This is a genomic window from Candidatus Paceibacterota bacterium (assembly GCA_035452965.1).
Classification (GTDB): Bacteria; Verrucomicrobiota; Verrucomicrobiia; order Limisphaerales; family UBA8199; genus UBA8199.
The window spans coordinates 226928-250302 of sequence record DAOTCE010000004.1 but is presented as its reverse complement, the minus strand read 5'-3'; the positions used below and the strand labels follow the sequence as shown (position 1 = coordinate 250302).

The 23375-nt window shown below is 63.0% G+C and carries 7 protein-coding genes; 1 reads left to right on the top strand and 6 read right to left on the bottom strand.

All coding sequences use genetic code 11. The features are described 5' to 3' along the window. Window positions 1-24 precede the first annotated feature (24 nt). The gene (locus tag P5205_06035; GenBank protein ID HSA09913.1) at window positions 25-2091 is read left to right on the top strand and encodes an LTA synthase family protein; all 2067 of its coding nucleotides are present in this window, start codon (window positions 25-27) and stop codon (window positions 2089-2091) included. Here the strand turns inward: P5205_06035 and P5205_06030 are convergent. The 6 genes from P5205_06030 to P5205_06005 form a co-directional block, all read right to left on the bottom strand. Continuing rightward, window positions 2067-2441, bottom strand: a complete 375-nt coding sequence (locus P5205_06030; protein HSA09912.1) for a hypothetical protein — start codon at window positions 2439-2441, stop codon at window positions 2067-2069. The two genes, P5205_06035 and P5205_06030, sit on opposite strands and share 25 nt — an antisense overlap. A 121-nt stretch (window positions 2442-2562) precedes the next feature. Continuing rightward, window positions 2563-5133: a TIGR03790 family protein gene (locus P5205_06025; protein HSA09911.1), complete on the bottom strand. Its 2571-nt coding sequence runs from the start codon at window positions 5131-5133 to the stop codon at window positions 2563-2565. 131 nt (window positions 5134-5264) lie between these two features. Next, window positions 5265-6440: an aminotransferase class I/II-fold pyridoxal phosphate-dependent enzyme gene (locus P5205_06020; GenBank protein HSA09910.1), complete on the bottom strand. Its 1176-nt coding sequence runs from the start codon at window positions 6438-6440 to the stop codon at window positions 5265-5267. Further along, window positions 6415-6894, bottom strand: a complete 480-nt coding sequence (locus tag P5205_06015; protein HSA09909.1) for an Lrp/AsnC family transcriptional regulator — start codon at window positions 6892-6894, stop codon at window positions 6415-6417. The genes P5205_06020 and P5205_06015 overlap by 26 nt, the downstream gene beginning before the upstream one ends. An 844-nt stretch (window positions 6895-7738) precedes the next feature. Beyond that, window positions 7739-15277 (bottom strand): Ig-like domain-containing protein, encoded by a 7539-nt coding sequence (locus tag P5205_06010; protein HSA09908.1) that lies wholly within the window; start codon window positions 15275-15277, stop codon window positions 7739-7741. A gap of 224 nt (window positions 15278-15501) precedes the next feature. Next, window positions 15502-23340 carry an Ig-like domain-containing protein gene (locus tag P5205_06005; GenBank protein ID HSA09907.1) on the bottom strand — a complete coding sequence of 2613 codons (7839 nt, stop codon included), beginning with the start codon at window positions 23338-23340 and terminating at the stop codon, window positions 15502-15504. Window positions 23341-23375 lie beyond the last annotated feature (35 nt).

The following is a 23375-nucleotide window of genomic DNA, read 5'->3' as shown; positions in this document are numbered from 1 at the left end:
CTATTAGGCTTCACAAATTCTCAAATGACCCGTGACAATGCACAAGCGGAGGGCTGCGCACCGCCGGATTCGGTTCCGTCCACTGGTCGTTGGCCGCAGTTTCTAACCCACATTCAGCGGGATTTCAAGTTCTGGCTTTTCGCGTTTCTTTGGCTGGCGGTGTTCCGAGGGGTCATGCTGACCGTCTTCGCCAAGCACCTTGGCCCGGGAGCCACGGCCCGGGCGGTGCTGAAATGCGTCCTCACAGGCGCACGTTTCGATATGAGCATCGCCACCTATTGGGCACTGCCGGTGGCACTGGCCAGTCTCGCCATCCTGTGTGGGCTGTCCCCCCGGGTCGCGCAGCGGATTCGCCAGGTGACCGGGGGGCTATTCGCGGTTTTCAGCACGCTTCTGGGGGTCGTGGCCATTGGCTTCTTTAGTGAATACAAGGACCATTTTAACCATTGGATCTTCGGTGTCATCTTCGACGACTTCAAGGCGGTGCTCAAAACCATCTGGGCGGCGTATCCTGTCATTCCTGCCTTGCTGGCCCTGGTGGTGGGGGTGGCTGCGACCTGGTTCCTGTTGCGGTGGTTTGTGAGCAAGCCATTTGCAACGGGAGATTGGCTGTCGAGCCGCCTGGCTACGTGGCCGCGGCGGGGGTTGGCGCTTGGAATGTTGTTGTTGCTCATTGTTGCCGGAGCGCGCGGTTCGGTGGCCACGCGACCAATCCAACTGAAGGATGCCGCGGTTACAGGCGATTCGGTGCTGAACAAGATGGTGGTGAATCCCTACTCGGCGTTGCGTTACGCCGTGAACCAGCAATTCCGGCTCATGGGCGGCAGCGACCTGCGCGCGGTCTGGCCTGGTCGTGACATTCGTGAGGCGGCCCGGGTTGCTTTTCCCGGACAAGCGGCCTACGAGGATGTGGACGTCTTGACCGAGCGCGTGGCCAAGGGGCCGCCGGCCGCGCGGCCCAGGCACATCTTCCTCATTGTCATGGAGAGTTATGATGCCTGGCCGTTTCTGGAACGCTACCAATCGCTCGGTCTGGTGGAGGGTGCGCGGGCCCTGGGCCGGGAGGGCGTGTTGATCCGGGCCTTTGTCTCCGCCGGCACGGGCACGATGACTTCGCTGGGCGCGTTGGTTACCGGGTTGCCGGAGGCCGGTGCCATGGTGAATTACCAACGTGCCAGCCGCAAGCCGTTCCCAACCTCAGTAACCGCCATCTTCAAGCAGTTGGGCTACCGGACGCGAATGTTCTACGCGGGCTACCTAAGCTGGCAGCGGATCGGGGACTTCTGCGCCGACCAGGGCTTCGAGGAAATCTATGGCGGCGACGTGATGGCCAAGGGCCGCCTCTCGCGCGAGTGGGGTGTCGAGGACGATCAGTTGTTTGATTTCGTCCTGAGCAAGCTCCCCGCCGACACGCCGAGCTTCAATTTGATTCTGAGTGCAGGCTATCATCGGCCGTTCACGACGGACGTTTATGGCAAAGGCTTTCCGTTGCGCGCGGTGCCCGAGGACATCCAGCCGATGTGGGAGGGGGCGGTGAGTCTTGCGGCGCTGGGCCACTTGTGGTTTGCCGACCAGTGCCTGAGCAATTTCATCAGGCGAGCCGAAACGCAACTGCCGGATTCGGTCATCGCCGCGACAGGCGACCATTGGTCGCGCGATTTCCTCAACGAACGCCCCAATGCCTATGAGCACAGCGCCGTGTTGATGCTCTGGCACGGGAATGGAACCCTGCCGCCGGTCGCGCACCCCGAGCGTTTGGCCGGCGCGCACCTGGACATCCTGCCGACCCTGGTGGAACTCGCCGCGCCTGCCGGCTTCAAGTATCACGCGTTTGGAAGCAATCTGTTTGACCCCAACCGGCTGCAGCTCGGCTGGGGCATCCATGCCACCATTGGACCGGATTTTGTCGTGTATCACGGCGCTGCGAACGAGGCGCTAAAGCTCTGGGACCTGCAACCACGGCCGCTGAAGCCGGAGGAGAGGACGACTCTCCGGCAGGGAGAAGCCTTGCGCGCCCTGGGTTGGTGGCGGCTTATGAAAGGCACAAGCCTCGCGTCCGATCCAGATCAGCGATCACTCCCCCGGCAATAGCCGCACTTCTGCATGCCCACGACTTGGCACCTTGGGGCAGTTACTCGTTGATCCCCCCACCAGCGGTGAGGTTCGGCCCGCTTGAACATGTCATCAAGCACCGTGGAAGACTGGTGCACGCGCCGGTTGATCTCGTCCATCACCGCATCTAGTTCGCTCGCGGGCGCTTCGGAGAAGCCGTAGAATAAATCTGCTCCAGCCGCGACGGCGATCTCCTGCATGAAACCCAGGACCGGATTCTCACCCCTCTGGCCGGCTACTCCGGCATCCAGCAGGACACCCAGCGCACACGGTTTTGCTTGTTTGTGCTGCAGCCAGCAGTTCAGCCATGCCCGCGCTTCAACCGGCAAGGCACCCCGGCCATGAGCCGACAAGATGATGACATCGGCCGTGTGGCTGATTCTTTATCAGCAAGAACCTTAGCCGAGGCAGGGCTGCGGCCGAGTCCTCGCGGCGCGGGGCCGCGTCGAATCACGGGCTCAAGCTCACGCGGTAGAAGCTTACCGCGCCAGCCGGGGCGGGAGTGGGCCACTGCACCAGCGAACCTGAAGCGACGACGGAAGTCACCCACTGAAATGGACTGGCGAAATTAGTCGCGGTGAGAATGTCATAGCGCAAGCCAGTGAGTGCGGGCCACGAAAGCTTAGGCGGCGTCCCGGAAAGGTTGAGTTTGAAAGAGGGGAGCAGGCGAATCCAGGCGGTCTGGGTCCGGTAACGATTGCCGGTTGTGTCAGTCACCAGCGCATAAAACGGATGCACCCCCAGGCCCAGGAGAGCCGAAGGGGCCGTGAAAACGCCCGAAGCCTGATTGGTGAGCACCCCCACTGTGCCGCCCGTGCTGAACAGCTCAATTCGCGAGAAGTTTTGGGCGCTGGCGGTCACCTGGAATTGCAGCGGCATATCAAGCGTGGCGTTCGTGCCGACGAGCAGCGGCGTGAAGTCGGCCGTGAGGGCGGTGTTTTGAACCCGCACAGACCGCGAAATGCGGGATTGCGTTCGGACGCTGGTTCCCTCGTAAGCCACAGCGGTCAGTTCGTGAAACCCATCCGGGATCTGGGTGGTGTCGAGGAGGAAGCTAACTGGCAGCGAAGTTGCGCCCGAGCTGACATAAAGATGATTGCGCGGCCGCAAATCATACAGGTTGTCCTGGAGCTGGTTCGTTCCCATCGGCAGGGCGAGCAGATTTGTTGAAGCGGTAAACGCGACCTGAACCTGGGACGCCGGCCAGCCGGGCGAACGGGCGTAGAGGGTCAATTGCGCCGCCACGACGCCGCAATAGGTCGCATCCCCGAAGTCCGACGCCAGGACGCCGTCTGCGGACTGCAGAGCCGGGTTGGCGTTGACCAAAGCCTGGAGGTTCTGCAGCAGCGTGGCGATGGTGGTGCCCTCGGTGGTGTTGGTTATACTGACGGTCACCTGCGCGCCATTGGTCTTGGTGAAGTCAAGTTGAAGCCAGTCGCCCACGACCAGCGTATTGCTGGCCAGAATGCCGAGGTAACCGGTAGCAGGAGTGTCGAGGAAAGTCGGTCTGGCCGGGGCGAGCTGCGTAGTTAACTGCGCCGCAGACCCGAGGGAGGCGCTGGCGCTCAAGGTTACATTGCTTCCCGGAACGGTCACATCGAGCGATTGGAGTTCCAGCCGGTCGCCTGTCGGGTATGCCCATACCCGGGTGGCGTTGGTCTGCGCGTTCAACTCCGCGGCCAGGCCGGTGACAACAGACGCAACGGTTGCGTTGACGGGCACGGCGTAGTTGACTGTGACGCCATTGAGCGTGACCGAAGCTACGTTGCCTTCGGTCGGCAGGAGATTGGTCACAGTCTGCAGAAAGGTGCCGTCCAGGAAGAGATCCGCTCGACTCAGCGGGAGGTTGGTCGCTGCGGCAGAGAAAGTGAGGTTGAGCCCGGCCTGGCCGCTCAGGACGGCATTATTGGTGAGCGAGCTCCAGTCCGCGATACCCCGGCGGGCAAACGGTGCCGAGAGCGGTTCGCCTACCAAAAGGCCCTGGTAAGGATTCAGGAGGCTCTGGTAGTAGGCCTCGGCCAGGCAGAAGCCGCGGTGCTGGTAGAAATAATTGAGAGGATTGGGAAACTTCTGCAACCAGTTGCAGGGTTCCTTCACGGTGCCATAGCTGCCCGCAGCACCCGCCGTGAGAAAAGCCAGCAGGTCCGTCTGTCCGCCGCTAAAGCCCAGAATGCCGCCTGCGTAGGAGGTAAGGCTGTCCCCCATGGCGCCAGGGACAAAGGCGTTTACAGGCAAAGTGAGATTTGCCAAACCTGTCTGCAAGCCCAGCAGGTTGGTAAAGGCGGTGGAGCTGGTGTTGGTCCAGACCAGGGAATCCTGACCCCGAATGCGGGTGTCAATGAGGGCATTGTCGAACTCAATATAGCGAACATTGCGGGCCGCATCCGCGGTCTGGGCGAGATACACCCTCTGCGTTGGCCAGGTGCTGTCGCTCGCCACACCCCGGGCCAGCACTGCTTCCGCGGCGGCGAGAGTGTTGTGCGTCAGCATCATCGCCAGGAACGCGCTTGTGGGCGCAGTGTCGGGCGGGGCGTCGCGGAAAGGCAACTCGCTGAAGGCGTAACTACTGAAAGAGGCATCGGGCAAGGAGCAGGTCGCTGGCAAACATGGGGGAGGCAGCGGCGGGGCGGTGTTGGTCTTGAAGCCATAAAAGAGGGCCGAGGTAGTGCTGTTGTAGCTGCCGCCTTCCGCCACCGTGTAGGGAATATCCATGGACAGCAGCACCAACTCCGCCTGGTTGGTCAAACCCCGGCCGGCCAGCAGGGTCAGGAGCGGGTTAAGGAGACAAGTCTCGAAGCTGGTCCGGCTCCACTCGATCGCGCCGCCCGTCCAGTCGGTCATGCGCAAAACGTTTTGCGGCGGGACACCCCGCTGTTCACAGTAGGCGTTGCCGAGTTGAACCGAGTTGGTGCTGTGCTGGTTGACGACCACAATGACGTTGAAGCCGCTCCCGCCCGCCCAGACCGTGCCGGCAGTGAACAGCACAGCGCAGAACCAATACAGCCCGGCAACTAATCGCATCGGAAAAGCATTCACCAGGATTCCCGGGATGTAAAGGCGGACGGAGATCGAACCTGGGAAAAGTGAAGCCTTTAACGCTACTTGCCAGGGTTCCCGCAAGCGCAATCTAAACCAGATGCAGAAAAGCCGCCTCAGCGCCGGGCGAGGAAACGGCGGAGACGCACGAGCGCCTCTTTGATGTTATCCAGGCTGGTGGCGTAGGCGCAGCGGACAAAGCCTTCGCCGCATGCGCCAAAGGCAGTGCCCGGGACTACCGCCACCTTTTCCTCGCGCAGTAACGCGAGGGAAAAATCCCTGGCCGACATTCCGAACTTCGCCACGCTGGGAAACGCGTAGAACGCCCCGAGCGGACGGTGGCATTCCAGGCCCATTTCGGCGAGCGCCGCGGCGATGAAGTTACGGCGGCGCCGGTATTCGTTCACCATTTCGGCCACATCGGCTTCGGGGCGGGCCAGGGCTTCGAGGGCCGCCTTCTGGCTCAGGGAGGAGGCGCACAGCATCGTGTATTGGTGAATCCTCATCATCGCGTCAATCAGCTCGGCGGGGCCGCAGGCATAGCCGAGCCGGAAGCCGGTCATCGCCCACGCCTTCGAAAAGCCATGCAGGAAGAGGGTGCGGTCACGCAGCCCGGGCAGGCTGACGATGCTGGTGTGCGGCGCGTCATAGGTCAGCTCGGCGTAGATCTCATCCGCAATGACAATGAGGTCGCGCTCGCGGGCGAAGGCGGCGATGTCCTCCAGGTCCGCCCGGTTCATCACGGCGCCGGTCGGGTTGTTCGGAAAGTTGAGCATCAGGACCTTGGTGCGGGGCGTGGCCTTGGCCTCGAGCATGGCGCGGGTGAGGCGGAAGCCGTTCCCGGCCTGCGTCTCGACGGCGACCGGCACGCCGTGCGCGAAGAGAATGGTGGCCCGGTAGGAAACATAGCATGGCTCGTGGTACAAGACTTCATCGCCCGGGTTGAGCAATGCGCGCAAGGCCAGGTCCAGCGCTTCGCTGACGCCCACCGTCACGAGCACCTCGCCGTCCGCGTCGTACTCGGCGCCAAACGTCTTGCGCACATAACCGGCCAGCGCGCGGCGCAGTTCAAGGTAGCCGAGGTTGCTGGTGTAATGGGTGGCGCCGCGTTCGAGCGCGAAGACGGTGGATTCGCGGACATGCCAGGGCGTGTCGAAATCCGGCTCCCCAATTCCCAGGCTGATCACGTCCTTCATGGTCGTGACCAGGTCGAAGAAATCGCGGATACCCGAGCGCGGGATGTCGCGCACGGTCGCGTTGAGGCGGCTACGGAGTGACGCTGAGCCGTTCATCGGGGCTGGGCTGGTGCATGAACACGCCGAAACGTTTGTAGGTCTTGAGCATGAAATGGGTGGAGGTGGAGAGCACACCTTCCAGGGGAGACAGCCGCTCGCTGACAAACCCCGCCACCTCGCGCAGCGTGCGCCCTTCCACAAAGAGCAGCAAGTCATAGGTGCCGCTCGTCAGGTAGGCCGAACGCACCTCCGGGAACCGGCCAATCCGCTCGGCAATCGTGTCGAATCCCCCCTCACGCTGCGGCGTGACCTTCACCTCGATCACGGCGGTGACCTTGTCCAGGTCGAGCTGGTCCTCGTTCAGGATGGCCTGGTAGCCGCGGATGACGCCGCGTTTCTCATAGTCCGCTATCCGCTGGCGGACCTCAGCCGCCGGAAGCTCCAGCATGCGGGCGATGTTCTCATGTGATTCAAGCGCGTTGCGCTGCAGGATTCTTAGCAGTTCGTCCATAATAAACCTCTGGTGACGTGTCGTGCCAAGGTAGCCGCTGCGGCGGGCGGCGTCGAGTGCCTTGGCGGTCATCGCCCGGCACCCGCGCTCTCAGACCACATGAACCCCGCCCTCGGGCAACAAAAAAAGAGCGGCCCGGTTCTTACACCGGGCCGCCCCCAACCCAACCATGAAAAGAGGAGGGCGGCGCCTGTTGGTCCCGGCACCGCCCCACTCAGGAGGATGTAGGCAGGGAACCTACAAATTCAATGATTGCAGATGTTGTGCCATGCGTAATTCTGAATAGCGCTTGCCCTGAGTTCGGCAAGACGAGCGTCCGCTCGCGAAGGAGTTGTTGGCGGGAAACCCGGTGGCGGTTCCCATGGGAGTCTCACCGTATACGCGCCGTATCCTCACCGTATCCACACCGTGGATACAGCCTTGACATCCGGGAGGCTTTCGTCGCAACCTACTGTATTGACGGGACTTACCGCTGAGACGCAGGTGTTGCCGGGGGGTGTATTCGCCGCAAGTGCCGCAAGGGCAATAGGTTGTGCAACAAGTGCCAGGAGCAGGCGGCCCAAATCCGCGCCTAAGAATGCGAGAGCGAGAGCGTAACCGGCGCCACGGTGCCTGTCTAGTTGTTGGACTGTGCCCTGCCCGAGAGCAGCAAATGGGACAGAAAGCCAACGCATCTCCCTGGGTGCTGAAGGCCTGCTTCGGATAAACTGGCGCCCCGTCGCATCGGCAGGCGGAACCATGCCCCCCGCCCGCCATGGTCGCCGCGATGCGCCCCTGCGCATTAAACAGGACAGGCCGGGATGCCAGAGGCGTCTCCCGGCCTGCTGTGTGATTGCCAGACTGATTACGGTTTAGCGGCGCGGAAGAATCGCTGTGTGTAATTCGGCACGGTGTTATCCGTGTACGTCCACCGGCCGTCCGGACCGGCCGTATTGGTGGACACCTTCACCCACGAAACCGGCGAGACGATGCTCGTCGAATCCAGGACCAGGTAAGCGGCACCCGGCGTGCCGGCAAACGTCACGGTCACCGAGCCATCGCCGTTCGGCAGGATGCTCACCACCGAGGGCGGTTCGGCAACGACCTTGACCACCTGCAACAGGTTGTCGGTGCTGCCGAGGTAGTTGGCATCACCCAGGTAATTGGCGGTGACGGTGTTGGTGCCCGTGGGCAACAGCGCCGTGTCGAATGTAACGGTGCCACCGGCCAGAGCAACCGGGCTTCCCATAGCCACGTCATTGGTCAGGAATTGCACGTTGCCGGTGGGCGTGGTGCTGGCCGGCGCAACCGGGCCAACCGTGACGGTGAAGGTCACGTTTGAGCCGGCGTCGGACGGATTGAGCGACGAACTGATCGCCGTGGTCGAGGAGGCGGCCGTGATCGCGAAGTCAGCGGGGACAAACGTGATCGCGTAATTGGCCCCGGCGGACAGGTCGCCCTGGTTGATCGCATAGCTGCCGACATCCTCGCCCGCCGCGCGGCCCAAGGCGCCGGTAAAGCTCGCCCCGAGGTCCGAGGAAACGTAGGTCAACACCGGATCAGACGCCCCAAAGACTTTGCTCTGGCCGCTGTCGGCGGTGACAGTGATCGGCTTGGCCGTGATGGTGAAGTCGGCGGGGACGAAAGTGATCACGTAGTTTTCCCCGGCCGACAGGTCGCCCTGGTTGATCGCATAACTGCCGACATTCTCGCCCGCCGCGCGGCTCAAGGCGCCGGTGAAGGTTACGCCCGGAATCGAGGAGACATAAGTCAGCACTGGGTCAGCCTCGCCGAAGACCTTAGACTGGCCGCTGTCTGCGGTGACGATCACCGTTTGCGTCTGGGGAACCGACTCCCGCAGCATGATGCCGTCAAAGGCGTAGCCCTTGCCCACGCCCCCGCCGTCCTCCACCCGCACGGTGAAGTCGCCGTCGCTGCCGCACTTGATCTTGGTCCAGCGCGCCACATACCCGTTGACCGTGTTCATCCCGGTGCAGAAGGTCACCGACGTGTCCGAGTTGACCGTGACGCCCGGCGTGCTGCCGTTCTCGGCCGAGTCCATGTCGGTAATCGTGAACTTGCTGTATCGGCTGGCGTAGTCCGAGCCGGATCCACCCCGGTTGGCCGAGGTGGCGAACTCGTATTCCTTGGCCGGGTCCAGGCCGGTAAAGACCGCATCCATCCAGAAGCCGTTGCTGGTGGCGGTGTACCAGATGACATTGTCGAAGACGACTTTGCCATTGAACGTGGTGTGGGCGTCGGTGCCCGCGTTGGGCATCGGACCGCCGGTGCCATCGTAGGTGATCCGGTTGGTGACGAGGGTGAGGGTGACCGGCAGCGTCGCGCCCGTGTCGAAGTCCTTGAGCAGGCCCGAGTAGGATCCGTTGCCCGGGTACTCGGTGGTGTTGGCGGGGTTCGTGCCGTCCCCCTTCGAGCAATCGTTGTAGGCCGTGAAACCGGCGGCGGCCGGATCATCGGTGATAGTGGCCGTCACCTGCTGGGTGCCGCTCTCGATTGCGTTGTCCACCGTAGTGATGTCCACCACAATGGTCTCGGCCGTGCTCTCGTAGACGGCGTCCGCCACAGCCGTGAGCGTGATCGAGCCCGTTAAGCTCCCCGCCGGTATCGAGATGCTGGCGCCGGAGCGCGTGTAGTCATCCGTCAGCGTTGCGGTCCCCGCAAAGGCCAGGTTTACCACTACCTCATAGGCGCTGGTCTTCGACAGCGTCGCGGTCACTGTCGCCACGCCGCCGTCTTCCGCCATCGGGCTGCCCGCCAAATCAAGCGTCACCGTGGGCCCCGACAGGTAAGTGCTGCGCACGATGAGGTCGTCAATGGCCAGGTAGTGGTCGGAGGTGCTGTCGTCATTCCAATCGTGCCAGCGCAGGTAGAAGGTGCCGCCCGGCGGAACCGGGCTCGCAAACGTAATGGTGCCGGCGACGGCCGCGCGATTGGCCGCCAAATTGCCGTCCAAACCGCCGACCGGCCAATCCGCCACCAGTTGCTTCGGGGCCGTGAAATTGAGATCGGAGTAATAAGCAAACCCGTCCGTGGGAGAGGTTGTGCTGACCAGGAACCTCAGCATTTCAGGGCCGCTATCTGAGGCGCCCTCGGACTGGCGCCATTGCTCGCCCACGTAGCTCACGTTGATCGAGCTCAGGGAACCGCCCGTGGTATTCACAATGGCAACCTGCAGGACATGGTCGCCGGAGGGGGTCGTTCTGGGGTAGCTGCCCAGGGCGCGTTCGGAACTGCCCGCCGAGCCGATGTTGAAGATCGTTCCTACGTTGGGATTGGGAAAAGCGCTGCCGTCGCTCACCACCAAGGGCAAGGCGGTTAGGTTCAGGCCGTTTCCGGCGTAGGGTGACATGGTCAAACGGTTTTGGGTGCTCACGACGCCCAGATAGCCGGCCGTCCAATCGTTCGGCATAGTGGTGCCGGCAGAACCCAGGACATCAAAATTTTGGTCCAACAGGGTCATGACTGGCGGGATCGGATCGTCATCGGAAATGGTGGCCGTCACCTGCTGGGCGCCACTCTCGGTGGCGTTCAACACCGTGCTGATGTCCACCACAATAGTCTCGTCCGGGTTCTCGTAAATGGCGTCTTGCACCGCGGTGAGCGTGATGGAGCCGGTTAGGCTCCCCGCGGGTATCGAGATGCTGGCGCCGGAGCGCGTATAGTCATCCGTCAGTGTTGCGGTCCCCGAAAACTCCAGGTTCACCGTCACCGCATTCAGGCTGGTCCCTGACAGCGTCGCGGTCACCGTCGCCTCGCCGGCCGCTTCCGCCATCGGGCTGCCCGCCAGACTGAGCGTGACGTCCGGTGGGACCGGGTCATCATCGGTAATGGTGGCCGTCACCTGCTGGGTGCCGTTCTCGAGTGCGTTGTCCACCGTGCCGATATCCACCACTATGGTCTCGGCCGGAACCTCGTAAAGAGTGTCCTGCACCGCCTTGAGCGTGATCGAGCCGGTTAAGTTCCCCGCGGGTATCGAGATGCTGGCCCCGGAGCGCGTATAGTCATCCGTCAGCGTCGCGGTCCCCGAAAACTCCAGGTTCACCGTTACTTCATTTGCGCTGATCTCTGACAGCGTCGCGGTCACCGTCGCCTCGCCGGCGGCTTCCGCCATCGGGCTGCCCGCCAGACTGAGCGTGACCCTTAAGGGCGGGCGCGTGGTAAACTGGCTGGTCGCGCCCGACACGGACAGGCTGGCATCGCTGGCCACGGCATACCACTCATAAACCGTTTCCAGGTCGAGGTTGGTCCAGACGATCGAAGCGTTACCACCCGAAGGCACGCCTGTGCTGGTGCCAATGACCACAAACGGGTTCGTGGCCGACATCACATAAGGAATGTCGAACTGATTGCTCGAAGCGGTCTTATACTGGTCCAGCCACGGCGAATAGGTCTTTGCGTGGATCACGTTGTTGGACGGCGAAAACTCGTAGAGCCGCATCCAGCCGTTGCCGCCGGCAGTGAGGCTTTGGTAATCGCTCATGATGGACCACACCGCGCGGCCCTGGTAGACGTCCGTGCGTTGACCTTCCTCGGGGCTTTCATGGCCGCAGAGCATAAGGAACAAGTTGGTGTTGCCTTTCAGCCCATTGTATATCGCCTGCCCCTGCGCGCTGAAAGTGGCGTTGAAACCGGGGTTGACGATATAGTGACTGACCACGATTGCGCGGCGGTTGCTGTGAGTCTCCAACACGCCGTTGGCCCAGGCGAGCACGGGCGAGGCCGTCGTCATGGCCGCATCATACTCCAGGTAAATGACGATGAAGTCCATGCCGCTGGCGCTAAACAGGTCGTAGTGATTGTCGTTGTTCGTGCCGTAATGGCCGCCGTAGTAGCTGTACCCCTGGAAGTGGTTGATGCCGAAGTACTGGTTATAGAACGTGGTCGTGCCGTTGGGGTCGTAGGCGGGCGTCTGATCGTGATTGCCCACCGCCACACCGTAGGGAACTCCCTCCGGGAGGAACGTGGTCAGCGGATCTTCCAGCCGGTAAAACGCGTTGGTCGCGTTGCGCCATTCGGCATCGTTCCCGCCGTTTTCGCCGTTCTGCACACAATCGCCCAACTGCGCCAGGTATTGAATGTTGCGGCTGACGCGGTTGGCGATCACCCAGGCCACCTGGTTGGTGGCAATCGCGGGCGAACCGCCATTCAGGCTCGACATGTAGAACTGCGTGTCCGGCAGCGCCACGAACGTGAAGTCCGCGCCCGGAGCCGGGCCGTCCAGCGGGCGGCCGTAGAACACCACCGTCATCGGGTCGTTGTTGGGATCCGAGACCGCGACGGTCAGCGTGGCGTCGGCCGCCACACCCACAGCGCCGTTGATCGGCGCCACCACGACCGGCGCGCTGGGCGGCAGGTTGGTGCTGACCGTGATGTTCACCACGGCCGAGGTGGCGGACAGCCCTTCGTCGTCCCACGCAACAGCCGTCAGCGTGTGAGCGCCCTCCGGCGCGCCGCTCCAATCGAAGGTGTAAGGGCTGCTGGCATCACTGCCCAGCAGGGTGATGTCGTCGGCATAAAAGTCCACCTGGCTAACCGCGCCGAAATCCGTGGCGGTGGCGCTGATCGAGAAGCTGGTGAAGACCGTCGCCCCGTTGGTCGGGCTGGTGATCGCGACCGTCGGCGGCGTGTTCGCCGCCGGCTGCAGCGGATAGCCCGTCGCCCAGACCGCCCCGTTGACCAGCGTGCCGTTCACCCCGCTCGATCCTGTATTGCTGGCCGTGGTGCCGTTCGTCTCATTCAGGCTCCAACGTCCGATCAGCCCCGCTGCCTCCGCGATCTCACTATACATGCTGCTGCTGATCTCCGCCTGCGTGCGCGCGTAATTCCAGACGCGCACCTCGTCCATGACCCCCTTGAAGTACCCCGCCGCCGCGCCGGTGGAGGTCATGGCCGTGCCCAGGGCAAAGTGCTGGATGCTGTCGTAACGGGGCACCTGGACGTTCCCGCCGCCTGTGACCTGCAGACTCGCATCGGCCGCGCCGTCAACATAGATGCGCCACCAACTGCCGTCATAGGTGACGGCACAATGATGCCAGACACCGGCGCTCAGGGCCGCTGTTCCAACGATCGGGTGGTTGAGGCCGCTCTGCATGTCCTCGAAGTCCGCCGCCAGCCGGTTGTTCGACTGCACGCCGAAGATGTAGTTGCAGTCAAGATTGCTGGCATCGCCCTCGCCGCGCCCCTTGGCAATCAGCGGGGCGACGTTCACTCCGCCATTGCCGCTGCTGGCCGTAACGCCCGTGCCGTCAATCCGCATCCAGCATTCCAGCGTGAAGGTGCTCGCGCCCAGCTCCGGTGCCGCACCCATGGCGATGTGGTCATTTGCCCCGTCGAAGGACACCGCGCCAAACCCCGGTTCGGCCACCACGCTCACGTTCACCACGGCCGACGTGGCCCACAACCCGGTATTATCCCGTGCCACCGCCGTCAGGGCGTGGAACCCGAGTTCCGCGCTGGGCCAGGTCGCGCTATAAGGGCTGGTGTCGTCGCTGCCGACCAACTCGTCATCCACGTAGAAAGCCACTTCGGCGACCGACCCTTCGTCCATCGCCGTGGCGTCCAGCGTCACGCTCGAACCGACGGCAAACACGCTTCCGGCGGCGGGAGTGGTGAGAAGGACCATCGGCGGGTTATTGGCGTCGAAACTGTCGGTGGACCACACGGGGCCGTTCCGGAGGTCGCCGTTGAGCCCGCCGCAATTTGCGTCGCGGGCGACGGTGCCATCCGCCTCGTTCAGCGCCCAGCGCGCGACCAGCCCGTTCTGATTGGTGATTTGCAGGCGGTAGTTGTCGCCAATCTCCGCGGCGCTGCGCGCATAGTTCCAGACGCGCACCTCGTCCAGCAGGCCTTGGAAGTAGCCCGCCGCCGCTCCGGTCGAGTTCATGGCGCTGGCCAGCGCCGCATGCTGAATGCTGTCCGAGCGGGGCGGCTGGTTGACCGCAACGTTGGTTTCCACGTTCCCGTTCAGGTAGAGCGTCCAGCTTGCGCCGTCGTAGGTGGCGGCGGCATGGTACCAGACATTGTTTATGACCGGGGTGTTTCCCCAAACGGGATGGTTCAGCCCCGGCGTGGTCCCGCCGACGCCCTCTTCAAAGTCGGCCGCGATCACATTGCCGCTGGTCGAAATCCCGAGGAACCAATTCATGTCCGCATTACTGTTCTCGGCTTCACCGCGGCCTTTGGTGACCAACGGCACGGCGTTGGTGACGCCGCCCGATCCGGTGGTGGTGATCTGGCCGGTGCCCTGGCGTTTAAACCAGCACTCAATCGTGAACGTGGAGAGGCCCAGCTCCGGTGCGGTGCCGAACGTGACGTAATCGTTGCTTCCGTCGAACTGCAATGACCCGGCGGTGGCCGGTGCGCTCACCGTTACGTTGACCGCCGAGGACGTGACGCTCGCGCCGGAGTTGTCCAGCACGACCGCCGTCAACGAATACGCGGCCGGGGCAACCCCGCACCAGTTCATCGTGAACGGTTCTGTGGCATCCTCGCCGATCTTGGTGGTGCCCGAATAGAATTCCACGTTTGTGATGGAGGCGCCGGTGGAGGGCGTGGCCGTCGCCGCAATGGCCAGCCATTCACCCGTCATCGTGCTGTCATTGGCGGGGCTGGTGATGCTGATTGTTGCCGGTTGCGGACCAGGGGGTGTGATCGTGATCGAGGCATTGTCAACATTGCCGCGGCCGGCCGTGACATTGTGGTTCTTGTAGGACGGGCACTGCTGCGCGGAGGTGAAGAGCGACGTGCTGGGGGGATTGGCAAAGGTGCTGGTGTCGGCAATGGTGCCAACATACGGGGTGCCGGTCGGGTTCCCGGAGGCATCCAGCTCGGTCAGCGTTCCCACGATGGTCGCGCTGGTGGCGGTGAGTTTGGTGTATTCGACGCTGAAGCGATACCAGGTGCTGTTCTTGATGCCGCTCAGGGCGTTGAGCACAGGGGTTCGCGTGGAGTTGTGATAAAACACCATGCCTCCCTCCGACGTGTTGTCCAGTTGGAGGGCCAATTGGCTGCCCGTGCTGGTGCTGGCGTCCGGGGTGATGGTCCACCCGACGCGATCGTCGTCAAACTTGCCGGTCGTGCTCGACTGGAAGTCCAGGGAGATCGCCACCTTGGTGCCGACCGCCAGCGCGCTCCACTGGAAGGACTGGCCTTTCCAATTGAAGATCGCACTGCCATAGCCAAGACCTGCCGTTCCGTTCACGCCGCCAGGGTTGACCACGGTATTCGCGCCGATGGTCCAGACACCGCTGCCGCCGACCGCGGTGATCAGCGTCCCGTTGGCGTAGCTGTCGAATGTCTCCGTGACAGTCGCCGCCAGGCCGCCAGGCGCGCCACTCAGCACGAAGAGTAATGTGATCAGGCACAGAGGAGTTGTTCTTTTCATAGATTTATGTTCCAGGAGTTCTACCGACGTTTGACTGCGCCCGGCATAGCCGGGGGGGGAAGTGTGGTGGCGTGCCAATAAGGCCGTGGACACGCGTCCGGCGTTCCACAAGGCATTGTATCGCTCGATGAGCGTATCTTCACTAGCCTCTTCCCTATTGCTATTCTGTATTGCGGCAGCAGGGCAGGCCGGGTTGCCGGCCTGCCCTGTGCTTGGCAAACGGTTTACGGTTTGGCGGCTCGGAAGAACCGCTGCGTGTAATTCAACTTGGTGTTGTCCGTGTAAGTCCACTGGCCGTCTACGCCGGCGGTATTGGTGGAGACATTCACCCACGAAGCGGGCGAGGTGATGTTGGTCGAGCTCAGGACGAGATATTCCGCCCCGGGCGTGCCGGCACACGTCACGGTTACCGAGCCATCGCTGTTGGGCACGATGCTCACCACTACTGGCGTTTCCACCGCGGCGGTGACCACCTGCACCAGGCCGTCGGTGCTGCCCAGGTAGTTCCCGTCGCCCAGATAGAAGGCGATGATGTCGTTGTCACCCGTCGGCAACAGCGCCGTGTCAAGAGTGGCCGTGCCACCCGTGAGAGCGACTGGGCTGCCCAAGGCGACGGAGTTGGCAAAGAACTGCACGGTGCCAGTGGGAGTCGAGGTGGCCGGGGCCACCGGGCCGACGGTGACGGTGAAGGTCACGTTCGATCCGACGCGGGACGGATTGAGCGACGAACTGATCGCCGTGGTCGAGTAGGCGGTCGTGATGGCGAAGTTGGCGGGGACAAAGGTGATCGCATAGTTGGCCCCAGCGGACAGGCTGCCCTGATTGATGGCATAGCTGCCGGCGTTCTCACCCGCCGCACGGCCCAGGGCGCCGGCAAAGCTGACCCCAAGTTCCGAGGAAGTGTAGGTCAACACCGGGTCAGGCGCCCCGAATACTTTGCTCTGCCCGCTGTTGGCGGTGACGGTGACCGGCTTGGCCGTGATGGCGAAGTCGGCGGAGACAAAATTGACCACATAGCCACCCACGGGGGACAGGTTGCCCTGGTTGATGGCATAGCTCCCGACGTTCTCGCCTGCCGCCCGGCCCAAGGCGCCGGTGAAGCTGACTTCCGGATCGGAGCAGATATAAGTGAGCGTCGGGTCCGCCGCGCCGAAGACCTTGGACTGGCCACTGTTGGCAGTGACAGTGATAATGACCGGCGTGCTGTTGACCAGTAGGTCCTGGGAGCTGTTGATCGTTGACCCCGGAATCGCTTCCAAGCCCAGCAGGCTCAGCGCAAGATTGGCCGCATCGCCGTTACGAATTGGCTGGCCGCCCGTGTAGGGAGGATTGGACGTTCCCGGAGAAGTGCGGCTGGCCGGATTCATGGCATACAGGTCGCCTCCCGCAGTTACGCCCGGGCCCCAGACGTAGAACGGAATGGTGTAATCCAGAGGATTCGACATATCGCCGTGGGTCGTGCCATGGCCACCGTGGTCGGCGGTCACGATGATCGCGGTCTTGCCTTGCAGCGTGGGGCTGTTTTCCACCATTTCGATGACCCTGGCGATTTGCGTGTCCACAGCCTTCAACGACGCGGCGTAGGCGCTCGTGGGGTTGGTTGACCAGCCCGAACTGTGGCCGGCCGTATCCGGCTCGTGGAAATGGAGCAACAGGAAATGGAACGGGTTGGCAGTCATTTGGCTGATCAGATCGTCCGTCAAAGCCGCGGCCGAAAGGTTGCCGACCTTGTCGTAATCAATCTTGTCCCGGCCGTTGTCATCTCCCGTGATGTCCGGAGCGCCGCTGGTGGCGCTGTACGACTGCTGGAACAGGCTGAACTTCGATTTGCCTGACCAAATGCCCGTGCGCAGTGCATTGTCGTGGGCGACGTCCCAGCCGCTGGCAACGTAGGATCCCTTGTTGTTCGCCAGCGTGGCGGTGGGCGCCGGATCGCTGTTGCCGGTCCAGTTATGCCCGGAAGCGCCGCTGACGCCGCGGCACGTCATCATGCACACATGATTCGGAAGCGTGATGGCGTAGTTGTAATCCGTCCGGGCATTAAGCGTGCCGGACCCTTCGGTCTGGAACCGCTTGAAGGTCGTCAATTCATTGGCCAGGCCCGGCGTCAGGAGCGGCGTGACGTAGGCCGAGCCCATGCCATCCACGCTGATCACGATGACATACTCCGGCGTTGCCGGCGGCTCGGGCTCCGGCGGGGTGATAGTAAAGGTAGCATTGTCCGCATTGCCGGCGGCGGGGCTGTGGTTTTTGAAGGACGGACATTGCTGGGTGGCCGTGAAAAGCGCGCTGCTGGGACGATTGGCAAACGTCCCGGTGTTGGTAATCGTGCCGACGTACGGCGTGCCGGTCGGGTTGCCTGAACTGTCGAGTTCGGTGAGCGTGCCCACGATGCTCGCATTGGTAAGGCCCAGCTTGGTGAACTCGACGTTGAAGCGATACCAGGTGCTGTTCTTGATGCCGCTCAGGGCATTGAGCACGGGGGTTCTGGTGCTGTTATGATAGAACACCATGCCCCCTTCGGTGGTGTTATCCAGTTGGAGCGCCAACTGGCTGCCGGTGCTGCCGGTGGTGTCCGGGGTGATGGTCCACCCGGCGCGATCATCGTCAAACTTGCCGGTGGCGCTGGTCTGCAAGTCCAGGGAGACCGCCACCTTGGTGCCATCCGGCAGCGCGCTCCACTGGAAGGTTTGCGCCTTCCAGTTGAACACCCGGGTGCCGAAGCTGATACCGGCCGACCCATTCACGCCGCCAGTGCTGAGGATGATGTTCGTGCCGCTGGTCCAGACGCCGCCCCCGCCGATATTGGTGATGATTAACCCGTTGGCGTAACTGTCGAAGGTCTCCACGGCGGCCACCGTGCCGGGCGCCGTGACGGTGATGTTCACCACGGCGGACGTGCCCGCCAGGCCGGTGTTATCCCAAGCCACGGCCTTCAGCGCATGGGCGCCCAGCGGCGCGGCGCTCCAGGTGAAGGTGTAGGGACTGCTGCTGTCGCTGCCCAGCAAGGTGCTGCCATTGTAGAAGTATACATTGGTGACCGTGCCGTCGCTGTCGGCGGCGCTGGCGGTGATCGTGAAGTTGGTGCTCAGGGTTGCGTTGTTCACGGGACTCGTGATGGCGACCGTCGGCTGCTGGGGACCCGCTGTGCCGGTCTCCCGCAGCATGATGCCGTCAAACGCGTAGCCCTTGCCCACGCCCCCGCCGTCTTCCACCCGCACGGTGAAGTCGCCGTCGCTGCCGCACTTGATCTTGGTCCAGCGCGCCACATACCCGTTGACCGTGTTCATCCCGGTGCAGAAGGTCACCGACGTGTCCGAGTTGACCGTGACGCCCGGCGTGCTGCCGTTCTCGGCCGAGTCCATGTCGGTAATCGTGAACTTGCTGTATCGGCTGGCGTAGTCCGAGCCGGATCCACCCCGGTTGGCCGAGGTGGCGAACTCGTATTCCTTGGCCGGGTCCAGGCCGGTAAAGACCGCATCCATCCAGAAGCCGTTGCTGGTGGCGGTGTACCAGATGACATTGTCGAAGACGACTTTGCCATTGAACGTGGTGTGGGCGTCGGTGCCCGCGTTGGGCATCGGACCGCCGGTGCCATCGTAGGTGATCCGGTTGGTGACGAGGGTGAGGGTGACCGGCAGCGTCGCGCCCGTGTCGAAGTCCTTGAGCAGGCCCGAGTAGGATCCGTTGCCCGGGTACTCGGTGGTGTTGGCGGGATTGGTGCCGTCCCCCTTCGAGCAATCGTTGTAGGCCGTGAAACCGGCCGCTGCCGCATCATCGTCCGCGATAGTGGCGGTCACCTGCTGGGTGCCGATCTCCGTTCCGTTGTCCACCGAACTGATGTCCACCACAATGGTCTCGTCCGGGGTCTCGTGAACGCCGTCCTGCACCGCGGTGAGCGTGATTGAGCCCGTTAAGCTTCCCGCCGGTATCGAAATGCTGGTGCCGGAGCGCGTGTAGTCATCCGTCAGCGTCGCGGTCCCCGCAAAGGCCAGGTTCACCTTCACAACATTTGTGCTCGCCTGCGACAGCGTCGCGGTCACTGTCGCCACGCCGCCGGCTTCCGCCATCGGGCTGCCCGACAGACTGAGCGTCACCGCGGGCCCCACCATGTAGATGCTGGTGACGACGAGGTCGTCAATGGCCAGGAAGTGGTCGGAGGTGCTGTCGTCATTCCAATCGTGCCAGCGCAGATAGAACGTGCCACCGGCCGGAACCGGGCTCGCAAATGTAATGGTGCCGGTGATGACGGCGCGATTGGCCGCAAGATTGCCGTCCAAAACGCCAACCGGCCAATCCGCCACCAGTTGCTTCGGGGCCGTGAAATCGAGATCGGGGAAATAGCTAAACCCGGCAGTGGGAGAGGTTGTGCTGGCCAGGAACCTCAGCATTTCGAGGCCGCTTTCTGAGGCGCCCTCGGACTGGCGCCATTGCTCGCCCACGTAGCTCACGTTGATCGCGGTCAGGGAACCGCCCGTGGTGTTCACAATGGCAACCTGCAGGACATGGTCGCCAGAGGGGGTCGTTCTGGGGTAGCTGCCCAGGGCGCGCTCGGAACTGCCCGCCGAGCCGATGTTGAAGATCGTCCCTACGTTGGGACTGGGCAGGGCGCTGCCGTCGCTCACCACCAGGGGCAAGGCGGTTATGTTCAGGCCGTTTCCGGCGTAGGGCGACATGGTCAAGCGGTTCTGGCTGCTCGCGGTGCCCAGATAGCCCGCGGTCCAGCCGGTCGGCATGGTTGTGCCGGCAGAACCCAGGGAGTCGAAATTCTGGTCCAACAGGGTGATTACTGGCGGGACCGGATCATCGCCGGCGATGGTGGCCGTCACCTGCTGGGTGCCGTTCTCCTTTGCGTTCACCACCGTGCTGATGTCCACCACAATGGTCTCGTCCGGGTTCTCATAAATGCTGTCCTGCACCGCGGTGAGCGTGATGGAGCCGGTTAGGCTCCCCGCGGGTATCGAGATGCTGGCGCCGGAGCGCGTATAGTCGTCCGTCAGGGTTGCGGTTCCCGAGAACTCCAGGTTCACGGTCACCATATCCGTGCTGATCTCTGACAGCGTCGCAGTCACGGTCGCCACGCCGGCCGCTTCCGCCATCGGGCTGCCACTCAGACTGAGGGCGACCGCCGGCGGCCCCCCTGCGGTGAGGAACTGGCTGGTTGCGCTCGTCGCGGACGTGGTGGCATCGCTGGCCACGGCATACCACTCATAGATGGTGCCCGGGGCGAGGTTTGGCCACGCCAGGCTGGTCTGCGTGCCCGAGGCCACCGCCATATTGGTTCCGATGCACACGAACGGCGCCGGTGCGGAGGCCATGGCGTACTCGAGGGTAAACTGGTTGTCGCCGTCCGTCTTGGAGCCGAGGGTGTAGGGCGAGTAGGTCGTGACGCGGATGACGTTGTTGCTGGGCGAAAACTCCATCAGGCGAACGAAGCCGTTGCCGCCGTTGACGTCGCTCTGGTAATCGGACAGGAGGACATCAATGAAGCGGTCGCCCACCGCCTCGTGCCGCCGCCCCTGGCCATGGTTATGGCCGCACAGCATCAGGAAGACGTTGGGGTTGTTGGCCAGCGCCGGGAAGATCGTGGTGCCGCCATCCGTGGACCAGGCGGCAGGTGTTGGCCAGTTATAGCCCGCCTGGAGCAGCGAGTGAGTCACCACGATAGCGCGGCGGTCGGCGTTGGCCTGCAGAACGCCATTGGCCCAGCTCATGATCGCCGAGTTGGCGCCGGCGTTATACTCGAGTGACAGCACGATGAAATCCATCCCGCCCGCGCTGAAGAGGTCGTAATGATTCTGGTAGCCGGTGGTGTAGCTGCCGCCGTAATAGCTGCGGCCGCTGAAATGACTGACCCCGAAGTAGTTGTTGAACAGGGTATAGGGCGAGTCGTGATTGCCCACCGGAACGCCGTAGGGAATGCCTTCCGGCAGACCCGTCGTGACTGGATTCTCCAGGCGGTACAGGGCATTGGTGGCGTTCCGAAACTGCGTGTCGGACGTGCCGACGTTCACCACATCCCCAAGGCCCGTCACATACACAATGTTGCGCTCCTGGTGGTTGTTGACGATCCAGTCAATCTCGGATTGGAAGATCGCCGGGTAGCTCTCCGAGTAGAACTGCGTATCCGGCAGCGCCACGATCGTGAAGTCCGGCGCCGGGGCGGTGCCGTTCAGCGAGCGGGCGTAGAACAGGACCGACATGGGGTCGCCATTGGGGTCCGAGACCGACACGGTCAGCGTGGCGTTGGTCGCCACGCCCATGGCGCCGTCGGCCGGCGTGACTACGACTGGCGCGTTGGGCGCCAGGTTGGTGCTGACGATGACGTTCACCACTGCCGAGGTGGCCGAGAGCCCCGTGTCGTCCACGGCGACTGCCGTCAGCGTATGATTGCCCACCGGAGCGCCGTTCCACGTCCAGCTATACGAGGAGGTGGTGTCATTGCCCAGCAGGATGCCGTCCGCGTAGAAGCCCACGTTGGTCACCGACCCGTCATCCGTGGCGGTGGCGTTGATTGTGAAACTGGTGAACACGGTTTCATTGGCGGTCGGGCTGGTGATGGTCACAATCGGCGGCTGCGGGCCAGGCTGGGTGATGGTGAAAGTCGCATTGTCCGCATTGCCGGTCGCGGGGTTGTGGTTCTTGAAGGTCGGGCACTGCTGCGCGGAGGTGAAGAGCGCCGTGCTGGGGGGATTGGCAAACATGCTGGTGTCGGCAACGGTGCCAACATACGGGGTGCCGTCCGGGTTGCCTGAGGCATCCAGTTCGGTGAGCGTGCCCACGATCTTCGCGCTGGTGGCGGACAGCTTGGTGAACTCGACTTTGAAACGATACCAGGTGCTGTTCTTGATGCCGCTCAGGGCGTTGAGAACGGGAGTTCGCGTGAGGTTGTGATACAACACCATGCCTCCCTCCGTCGTGTTGTCCAGTTGGAGGGCCAATTGGCTGCCCGTGCTGGTGCTGGCGTCCGGGGTGATGGTCCACCCGACGCGATCGTCGTCAAACTTGCCGGTGCCGCTGGTCTGCAAGTCCAGGGAAATTGCCACCCTTGTGCCAATGTCCAGCGCGCTCCACTGGAACGTCTGGGCCTTCCAATTGAAAATCAGACTGCTGGTGCCAAGCCCACCCGAGCCGTTCACGCCGCCGCCGCTGACCACGGTGTTCGCGCCGGAGGTCCAGAAGCCGCCCCCGCCGATATTGGTGATCACCGTCCCGTTGGCGTAACTGTCAAAGGTTTCCGCAAAGGACACCACGTTCAGCGCGGTGATAGTGACGTTGACCACGGCGGACGTGGTCGCCAGGCCGCTGTTGTCCCGAGCCACGGCCCTGAGCGCATGCGCGCCCAGTGGCGCGTTGTTCCAGACGTAGCTGTAGGGGCTGCTGGTGTCGCTGCCAAGCAAGGTAACGCCGTCGTAGAAGGACACGTTGGTGACGGTGCCGTCGCTATCCGTGGCGGTGGCGGTGATCGTGAAATTGGTGCCTACGGTCCCGTTGTTCGCGGGACTCAGGATGGCGACCGTCGGCGCCACGGGTGCCACCGAGCCCATGGCATAGATGCAATACGAGGAGGTGCTCCCGCCGGTCGTGACGATGGGATCGGGCCAGGTGCCGTAATTGCGCTGTGCCCAGCGGAGCGTGCCGCTGGTGCTGCTCGAGTAGTAGGCCTTGGCGCTGCTGCTGTCCGACCAGATGGCCAGCCAGTAATAGCTGCCGTTGGTCAGCGCCTGCGGGGCGGTGAGCGTGAAAGTCTTCCAGCCATCGGTGGTCGGGTTGGTTACCTCGCTCGTGGCCCGCAAAAGGCGGTTGGGCTGACTGCTGCTGTCAGAGTAGATCGCGCATTTGTAGCGGCCGGTTATGGCGGAGACTTTGGCGTGCATCGTGACCACGGTCATGTTCGACGCAGCCCGAAATCGGCAGGCATTGATATAGGCGCCCTCATACCAGAGTGTGTCGGTCGAAGTGCCGTCGGTGGTGTTGCCGATGGTTGCAGCAGCAAGGCCGGTCGCAACAGATGCAACGACAAACGCAATCGTTAACCCAATGGAACAGAAAGTTCTCTTCATACTCGACGAGCCTAATGACCGCCCTGGAAGCCTTC